Raw genomic sequence first — 9,825 nt, forward strand, 5'->3', positions numbered from 1 at the left:
AGATGAGTGCAGAACGTGTCAGCGCCCCATGTGTCCAGGTCCCGGTCGCGGTGGTCGGGCTCGCCGCGTACACCCCCGGCGCAGGGGACGTCGCCGGGTTCTGGCGCAACGTCCTCGCCGGCCGGGACCTGATGTCCGACGTCCCGCCGGAACGCTGGTCGCCGGCCGACCACTACGACCCGGACCTGTCCGCCCCGGACAAGACGTACGTCCGCCGGGGCGCGTTCCTGCCCGACCTGGCGTTCGACCCGATGGCGTACGGCGTCCCGCCGAACGACCTGCCGGCCACCGACACCGCGCAGCTGCTGGCCATGATGGCCGCCGGTGACCTGCTGGCCGACTGCGGCCTGGCGGAGATGACCGCCGCGCAGCGCGAACGGGTCGGTGTGGTGCTGGGCAGCAGCGGTCTGGCGCTGGGCTTCGAGGTCTCCGCCCGGCTCACCCGGCCGGTGTGGCGCCGCGAACTCCTGGCCGCCGGCCTCGCCCCGGACCGGACCGAGGAGATCTGCGACCGGATCAGCGCGAACTTCCCCACCTGGACCGAGGCCACCTTCCCCGGTCTGCTGGGCAACGTGGTGGCCGGCCGGGTCTCCCACCGGTACGACCTGCACGGCGTCAACCACGTCACCGACGCCGCCTGCGCCTCCTCGCTGGCCGCGCTCTCCACCGGGCTGGGCGAACTCGCCCTCGGCTCGTGCGACCTGGTGGTCTGCGGCGGGGTGGACGTGCTGAACGACATCACCATGTACGTCTGCTTCTCCAGGACCCCGGCGCTCTCCCCGACCGAGGACTGCCGGCCGTTCGCGGCCGACGCCGACGGCACCATGCTCGGCGAGGCCGTGGTCATGTTCGCCCTCAAACGGCTGACCGACGCCGAACGCGACGGGGACCGGATCTACGCGGTGGTCCGCGGCCTGGGCGCGTCCGCGGACGGCCGGAGCACCGCCGTGTACGCGCCGCTGGCCGCGGGTCAGGAGCGGGCGCTGCGCCGGGCCTACGCCGCGGCCGGGTACGGCCCGGACAGTGTGGAGCTGGTCGAGGCGCACGGCACCGGCACCAGGGCCGGGGACGCCGCCGAGTTCGCGGCGCTGCGCGCGGTGTTCGGGGACGCCGGCCGGCCCCAGCGGCAGTGGTGTGCGCTGGGGTCGGCCAAGTCGCAGTTCGGGCACACCAAGTCCGCCGCGGGCGCCACCGGGATGCTGAAGGCGGTGCTGGCCCTGCACCACCGGGTGCTGCCGCCGACTATCAAGGTGACGCGTCCGAACCCCGAACTCGGCGTCGCGGACTCGCCGTTCTACCTGAACACCGCCACCCGGCCCTGGATCAGCCCCGGTGACCGGCCGCGCCGGGCCGGCGTGTCCAGTTTCGGGTTCGGCGGCACCAACTTCCACGTCACGCTGGAGGAGTACGTCCCCGGCGGTGGCGGCGGACGGCCGGCCCGGCTGCTCGCGGCGGCCGGCTGCGAACTGCTGCTGTTCAGCGCCGCCACCCCCGGTGAGCTGGCCGCACTGATCCGCCGGCCCCGGCCGGAAGGGCCGCTGGCGGCGACCGCGCGGGAGCGCCACGCGGCGTTCCGGGCCGGGCACGGGGCGCGACTGGCCGTGGTCGCCGACGACGCCACCGATCTGGCCGGGCGACTGGACGCGCTGGCCGACCGGATCGAGACCGGTGCGCCGTTCTGCGCACCGCGGGCGCACTTCGCCACCGGCGACGCCGACCCCGGCCGCGTCGGCTTCCTCTTCCCCGGCCAGGGCGCGCAGTACGTGGGCATGGGCGCGGAACTCGCCGTCCACCACAGGCCGGCCCGGGACGCCTGGGACGCGGTCGCGGCGGTCCTGCCGATGCACCGGGAGGTGTTCCCGCCCCCGGTGTTCGACGACGCGGACCGGGCCGCCCAGGAGGCCGCGCTGACCGCCACCGAGGTGGCGCAGCCGGCGCTCGCCGCGCACGGTCTTGCCCTGCTGGCCGTGCTGGCCGGGCTGAACCTGACACCGGACTGCGTCGCGGGCCACAGCTTCGGCGAACTCACCGCACTGCACGCGGCGGGCTGCTTCGACGCGGCCACACTGGTCCGGCTGGCCCGGCGGCGGGGAGAACTGATGCGGGACGCGGCCACCGTTCCCGGCGGCATGGTCGCGGTCAACGCCCCGCTGGAACAGGTCGAGCCGGTGGTGGCCGAGGTGGACGGCGTATGGGTCGCCAACCACAACGCGCCCCGGCAGGTCGTCCTGGCCGGCACGGACGACGCGCTGCGCGCCGTGACGGACCGGTTCGCCGGGGACGGGGTGCTCGCCCGCCGGCTGAACGCCGCCGCCGCGTTCCACAGTCCGTCGGTCGCCACCGCCACCGCGCCGCTGACCCGCTTCCTGTCCGACGTCGCGGTGCGCCCGCCGACGCTCCCGGTGTACGGGGGCGCCGACGCGGCCCCCTACCCGGCCGACCCGGCCGCCGTACGCGGCCGGATCGCCGCCCAGCTGACCGCGCCGGTGCGGTTCCGGGACGTGGTGGAGGCGATGTACGCGGCCGGGGTACGCACCTTCGTCGAGGTCGGCCCCGGCACCACCCTGACCGGGCTGACCGGAGCGGTCCTCGGCGACCGCGCGCACGACGCGATCAGCCTGGACCGGCCCGGACAGCACGCGCTGGCCGCGTTCTACGACGGGCTGGGGCGGGCCGCGGTGCGCGGGGTGCCCATGGACCTGTCCGCGCTGTGGGAGGGGCACGGCCCGGTCCCCGAGTCAGGTACCGATCACGCCGATGCTCACGGCCAGGAGAAGAAACCGCGGATGACGATCATGATCAATGGCGGCAACGTCCGTGCGGCGGGCGGGACTTCGGCGGGGGCGGCGCCGTCCGGGCCCGCGGTGGCCACGGCTCCCTCGGCTGCCTCGGCTCCCTTGCAACCGGTTGTTCCTCCGGCTTCTGAAGATCCTCCGGCTCCTACAGTTTCTCCGGCGCCTGAAGTTTCTCCGGCTTCCGTGGTTCCTGCCGTCTCCGCGCCTTCCTCGGACTGGCTGTCGCTCCTGGCCGAGGCGCAGCGGCAGAGCGCGGAGGCGCACGCCACCTACCAGCGGGTGACCGCGGAGAACCACCAGCTCTACCTGCGGACCGCGCACGCCTCGATGGAGGCCCTGCTCGGCGCGGCCGGTGTCCGTGCCGTCACCGAAGACGAGGCCGGTCCGCTGCCCGGGCCGGTCACCGAGCCGGTTGCCGTCGGCGGCCCTTCGGCACGTGTGGTCACCGGACCGCCACCGCCCCGCGCACCGCTCGAAGCGGAGTCCGCGGGTACCGCGCCGACCGTGATGGCACCGCCTCCCGCCGTGCACCCGACGCCGGTGCCGGCTCCTTCGGCGCCGTCCGCGCTGCCGCTGGACGCCGAGTCGATCGGCGCGCTGTTGCTTCAGGTGGTCGCCGAACGCACCGGGTACCCGGCGGACATCATCAACCCGGACATGGAGCTGGAGACCGACCTGGGCATCGACTCGATCAAGAAGGTCGAGATCCTGTCGCGGATCCGCGAGCGCGTCGGTGAACTGCCCGCCGCCGACCTGTCCGAGCTGGCCTCGCTCCGTACCCTGCGGGAGATCTCGGACAAGGTGGCCGAGATGGCGGACCGGGCGGGGAGCACCACTGAGACGGTGGAGTCCCAGGTGGAGTCCGAGGTGGAGTTCGCGGTGGCCGCCGCCCCGGAGGCGTCCGCCCCGGTCCGGCGGGCGTTGCGTGCCGTGCCCTCGGCGCCGGCCGGGCTGGCCCTGGCGGGGCTGCGCGACCGGGAGGTCCTCGTCCTCGACGACTCGACCCAGGTGGCGGCGCTGCTGGTCCGGGAGCTGGCGGCGTACGACGTACCGGCCCGGGTCGTGACGGACGTCCCGTCCGACGCCCGCTCCGTGGTGCTGCTGGGCCAGGGCGACGACCCGCTGGCCGCCTTCGCGGTGGCCCGGGAACTGGCCGACCGGCTGCGCGCGGACGGCGGTGTACTGGTCACCGTGCAGGACACCGGGGGCGACTTCGGGCTGAGCGGAGGCGGTGACCACCCGGTTCGCGGCGCGCTGGCCGCCCTGGCCCGGACCGCCGCCCTGGAGTGGCCCTCGGCCGCCGTGAAGGCGATCGACTGCGCGCGGGCCGGACGCGGCGACCAGGAGGTGGCGTCCGCGATCGCCGCCGAACTGATCGGGGGCGGACCGGCGGTGACGGTCGGGCTGCCGGCCGACGGAAGCCGGACGGTTCCCCTGCCCGGTCCCGCCGCATCGGGCCCGCCCCTGCCCCGGATCACCGCCGACTCGGTGGTCGTGGTCACCGGGGGCGGCCGCGGTGTCACCGCCGAGGCGGTCCGCGCACTCGCCGCCGCCCACCGGCCCAAACTCGTCCTGCTCGGGCGTACCGCGCTGACCGAGGAACCCCCGGGACTGGCCGGGGCCGCCGACGAGGGGGAGCTGGTGCGGGCGCTCGCCGCGAGCGGCCCGGACGCCGGCGGACCCGCCGAACTCGCCGCCGAGGCACGGCGGGTGCTGGCGGTACGGGAGATCCGGCAGACGCTGCACGCGCTGCGCCAGAGCGGTTCGACGGCGCGTTATGTGAGCGTGGACATCCGGGACGAACCCGCGCTGCGGGCCGCCCTGGCCCAGGTGCGCCGGGACTGGGGGCCGGTCACCGCGGTGGTGCACGGCGCCGGGGTGATCGCGGACCGGCTGATCGGCGCGAAGAGCGACGAGCAGTTCAGCCGGGTGTGGTCCACCAAGGTGACGGGGCTGCGCGCGCTGCTGGCCGCCACCGACGGTGATCCGCTGGAGATGCTGGTGGCCTTCAGCTCGGTGTCCGGGGTGTTCGGCAGTCCCGGACAGGCCGACTACGCGATGGCCAACACCGCCGTCGACCACCTGCTCTCCGCGTACGCGGCGGCGCACCCGGGCTGTCTGACCCGCTCGGTGGCATGGGGGCCCTGGGACGGTGGCATGGTCACCCGGACGCTCGCGCAGCGGTTCCGTGCCGCCGGCATCGGGCTGATCGAACCGGCCGCCGGCGCGCGGGCGTTCGTGGCCGAACTCGCCGACCCCGCGGGTCCCGCGCGGGTGCTGCTCACCGCCGGGGGCCCGGCCTTCGACACCGGTCCGGCCGGGCCGGGGCCGGCCGCCGAAGTGACGCCCGCGCGGCCCGCGTACGCGCTCCTGGACGACCACCGGATCGACGGCACGGCGGTGGTCCCGGTCGCCGTCCTGGTGCACTGGTTCACCGCACTGGCCCGGTCCTGGCGGCCGGACGCCGGCCCGGTGGTCCTGTACGACCTGCGGGTACGCCGCCGGATCGAGTTGCCGGAACAAGAGCCGAGGCTGCTGCTGCACGGCCGGCCGAGCCCGGCGGAGCCCGCACGGCCGGGTGGCCTCGCCGTCGAACTGAGCGCCGCCGGCACGTCGTACGCCGGTGCCGTGGCCGTCGCCGGCCGGTGCCCGGCCCCGGGCCACTGGGCGGCCGCGGACCCGCTCGGACTCGAACCGGTGCCGGAACCGTACGACGGGCGGGTCCTCTTCCACGGTCCGGCGTTCCAGGTCCTCGACCAGGTCCGGCTGTGCGCCGAGGGCGGCCGGGCCGCGCTGCGCGTCCGGGACACCGGGCCCTGGCAGGCCGTGCCCTGGGTGGTCGACGTCGCGGCGCTGGACGGCGCGCTCCAGCTCGCCGTCGGCTGGGCGTCGCGGAGCGCCACGGGGGCCGCGCTGCCGATGTCCGTACGCGAGTGCCGGATCCACCGGGCCGGCGGGGACTGGGGCGCCGCTCAGATCGTCGTGACGGCACGGCGGGCCGACCAGGTGTCCGCCGAGTGCGACGCGGCCGTACTGGCCGAGGACGGCACGGCGCTGGCCGAACTGCTCGGGGTGGAGCTGATCCACCGGCCCGACCTGACCGAGGGATGAGCCACCGATGCGCCCACCGGAACCGGTGTCCCCGCTCCTGCCCTCGCCCGCGCCCGCCCCGTCCTCGGTGCGGGAGGGCGCGGCGCACGTCGAGCCGGTCGCGATCGTCGGGCGGGGCTGCGTGCTGCCCGGTGCGCTGGATCCGGAGGCGTTCTGGGCCGGTGTCGTCGCCGGCCGGTCCGCGCTGTCGGCGGTGCCCGACGAGCGCTGGGACGTACCCCCGTCCAGGGTGCTGGGCGCACCCGGCGACCCGGACCGGATCTGGACCGACACCGGGGGTTACGTCCACGGCTTCGACGAGGTGTTCGACCCTACGGGGTTCGCGCTGGCCGCGGCCGACATCACCTCGCTGGACCGGGCGTTCCGCTGGGTGCTGCACGCCGGCCGGCAGGCGCTGCGCGAAGCCCGCGCGGGCCGGGGCGACTTGGCCCGCGCCGGTCTCGTCCTGGGCAACCTGGCCTACCCGACCACGGCCATGGCCCGGTTCGCCGAACACGTCTGGCTGTCCGGGCAGGACCGGCCAGGGTTCCCGGACGGGCCCCGGCCCGACGCCCGCAACCGGTTCGGCGGCGGGCTCCCCGCCCATCTGGCCGCCCGCGCGCTCGGTCTCGGCGCCGGCGGCTACGCCCTGGACGCCGCCTGCGCCTCCTCGCTGTACGCCGTCAAGGCGGGCTGCGACCGGCTGCGGGACGGCAGCGCCGACCTGATCCTCGCCGGAGCGGTGGCCGCCGCCGACAACCTCTTCATCCACCAGGGGTTCTGCGCGCTGACCGCGCTGAGCCGGTCCGGCCGCAGCCGCCCCTTCCACCGGGACGCGGACGGGCTGGTGCCCGCGGAGGGCGCGGTCCTGTTCGCCCTGGCCCGGCTGCGGGACGCGATTGCCCGGGACATGCCGGTCCTGGGGGTGATCCGGGGCATCGGACTGAGCAACGACGGGACCGGCGGCGGCCTGCTGGCCCCGGACCGGGCCGGCCAGGAACGCGCCGTGCGCGCCGCCTACCGCGCGGCCGGGGTCGCACCGCGGACGGTGTCGCTGGTCGAGTGCCACGCGCCGGGCACGCCCGGCGGGGACCTGGCCGAGGCGCTGGTGCTGCGCGAGGTGTTCGCCGACGCGGCCGACGTGCCGATCGGGTCGGTCAAGTCCAACCTGGGACACCCGCTGACGGCGGCGGGCGGCGCCGGGCTGCTCAAGGTGCTCGGCGCGCTCGGCGCCGGAATCCAGCCGCCCACCCTGCACGCCGACGCGCCCCTGGACGTGCTCGCGGGAACCCCGCTGCGGCTGCTGCGCGCGGCCGAGGAGTGGCCGGGGCCACGGCGGGCCGCGGTCAGCGCGTTCGGGTTCGGCGGAGCCAACGCGCACTTGGTGGTCGACGCCTGGGAGCCCGGCCGCGCCGTGTCCGTCCCGGCGCCCGGCCCGGCCGGGTCCCGGCCGGACCGGCGGGCGGCGGTCGCGATCGTGGCCATCGGCGCCAGGGCCGGGAGCGGCACCGGGTACCGGGACCTGTGCCACGCCGTCCTGAACGGGGTGCCCGACCGCGGCGCCCGGTCCTCGATCGAGGTCGCGGCGAGCGGGCTGCGTTTCCCCCCGGCCGACCTCACCGAGACGCTGCCGCAGCAGGTCCTCGTGCTGGAGGCCGCCCGGGAGGCCGCCGCCAGCACCCGGCTGCCGTCCGACCGGACCATGGTCCTGCTGGGCATGGGCCCCGACCCGGAGGCCGCGCGGTGCCTCTCCCGCTGGCGCGCGCCCGGCTGGACCACCCGCCGCGGCGGGCCCGCTCCGACGCCCGACTGGCCCGACGCGGTCCGCGCTCCGGTGGTTCCCGCGACCGTGTCCGGCACGATGCCCAACCTCGTCGCCCACCGGATCAACGTGCAGCTGGGCCTGCGCGGCCCCGGTCACGTCGTCTGCGCCGAGGAGGCGTCCGGCCTGGTCGCCCTCGAACTGGGCGCCCGGGCGCTGCGTACCGGGGAGGCCGACGCGGTGCTGGCCGGCGCGGTCGACCTCTCCCACGAGCCGGTGCACCGGGCGGCGCTGCGGGCCCTGGGCGATCACCGGCCCGGCGGGGACGTGGCCGTGGTCCTGGTGCTGAAGCGCCTCGCCGACGCCGAACGCGACGGCGACCAGGTGATCGCGCTGCTGGGCGGGGACGGCGACCCGGAGACGCCGGTGGACCTGCTGGACGGGGACGGCGACCCGAAGACGCCGGTGGACCTGCTGGACGGGGACGGCGACCCGAAGACGCCGGTGGACCTGCTGGTCGGGGACGGCCCCAACACTCCCGCTCCCGTCCCCCGGTACGACCACGGTGGCCTGTTCGGCGTAGCGCATGCCGCGCACGGCGCGCTCGCGGTGGCGGTGGCGGCGATCGCGGTCCGGCATCAGGCGGTGCCCCGGCCGGGCGCGGCCGCCCTCCCGGCCGACACGCCGCTCACCGCCCGTGCCCGGGTGACGGTGCTGGGCGCCCCGCCGGTCTCGGTGCGGCTGCGTCCGGCGGGCCCGCTCGCCGCCTGGTCCCCGGTGGCGCCCCGCGCGCATGTCTTCTCCGGTGCCGACCGTGCCGAGGTCCTGTCCGCGCTGGCCGCCGGCCGGGAGTCCGGGGCCGGTCCGGCACGGCTCGTGGTCGTGGTGGACCAGGTCGCCGAGTCCCTGCCCGCACGGCTGGCGCAGGCCCGCCGCTGGCTGGCCGACGGCGGGCCGCGCCCGGACCGGATCGCCTACCGGGACGCTCCCGTGGGCGGGGAGACGGCTTTCGTCTTCCCCAGCGGCCAGGCCGGTTACCCGGGCTGCGGGGCGGAGCTGCGGCTCGCCCTGCGCAGTCGCGACACCGAGGCGGACGCCGCACCCGCCGGCCCGCCCGTGGCACCTCCGGGTCCGGTCGGCGCCGGCGGCCTCGTACCGGTCATGGCCCGAATCCGGACCACCACGGAACTCTCCGCACTGCACAGCGAAGTCACCCGGGGACTGCTCGGACTGCGGCCGGACGCGGCGATCGGCTTCTCCTCCGGTGAGTCCACCGCGCTGATCGTGCTGGGCGTCTGGTCCGACGCGGCCCGGATGTACGAGGAGGTGTCCGCGAGCGAGGTGTTCCGCGCCGAGCTGGCCGGGGAGTTCCGCGCCGCGCACCGCTTCTGGCGCCGGCACGGGGTCGAGGAGGGGACCTGGACCGAGTACCTGGTGCACGCGGCCCCCACCGAGGTGCGCGCCGCCCTGGCCGGCGAGCCGCTGGCCCACCTGCTCGCGGTGGACACCCCCGACACCTGTGTGATCGGCGGACTGGAGGCGGCCTGCCGGCGGGTGCTGACCCGGGTCGGCCCCGGACTCGCGCTGTCCGACGGGTACCGGATGGTGGCGCACGCCCCCGCGGCGGCCGAGGCCGCGGCCGGGTTCCGCGCGCTGCACCGCCGCCCGGTCGGCCCGCCGCCGGGGATCCGCTTCTACAGCGCGGCCACCGGCGGGCCGTACCCGGTCGACGACCCGGCCGGCGTCGCCGACGCCCTGCTCACCCAGCTGACCGGCACCCTGGACTACCCGCAGGTGATCGAGCGGGCGTGGGCGGACGGCGTCCGGGTGTTCGTCGAACACGGCCCGCAGGCGCACCGCACCCGGTCGATCCAGCGGATCCTGGCCGGCCGTGAACACGTGGCCGTGGCGCTCGACGCGCCGGACGGGAGCCTGGCGCGACTGTGCGACGCGGTGGCCGAACTGACCGCCGCCGGGGTCTGTCCGGATCCCGCGCCGTTGTTCGACCGGCTCACGGCGGCCGCGTACCTGCCGCCGGATCCCGGGGCGTCGGTCACGGTGGCGGCGCACCCTCCCGCCATCCGGCTGCCCGAAGCCGGCCCGTCGCGACGGCAGGTGATGGAGCCCGCGCCGTTCCTGCCCCCGCCGCCGGTACCGGCCGGGGGGGGGGGGGGGGGG

General features: G+C 76.7%; 2 protein-coding genes. Both read left to right on the plus strand.

Features of this window, described 5'->3' with window-relative positions; translation table 11 throughout:
- Positions 1-2: 2 nt before the first annotated feature.
- Entirely contained in the window at positions 3-5,906 is a 5,904-nt protein-coding gene (locus tag ACTT8P_RS20495) for an SDR family NAD(P)-dependent oxidoreductase (RefSeq protein WP_442833132.1), read from the plus strand.
- A gap of 7 nt (positions 5,907-5,913) precedes the next feature.
- Positions 5,914-9,825, plus strand: a 3,912-nt coding sequence (locus ACTT8P_RS20500; RefSeq protein ID WP_442833133.1) for a beta-ketoacyl synthase N-terminal-like domain-containing protein, incomplete at its 3' end; no start/stop codon positions are given.

Origin of the sequence: Streptomyces sp. JW3 (genome assembly GCF_052216785.1) — a bacterium.
Lineage (GTDB): Bacteria > Actinomycetota > Actinomycetes > Streptomycetales > Streptomycetaceae > Streptomyces.

Excerpts from the sequence above, each read along its gene's own strand:
- ACTT8P_RS20495 (WP_442833132.1), top strand. The coding sequence starts at position 3 with ATGAGTGCAGAACGTGTCAGCGCCCCATGTGTCCAGGTCCCGGTCGCG.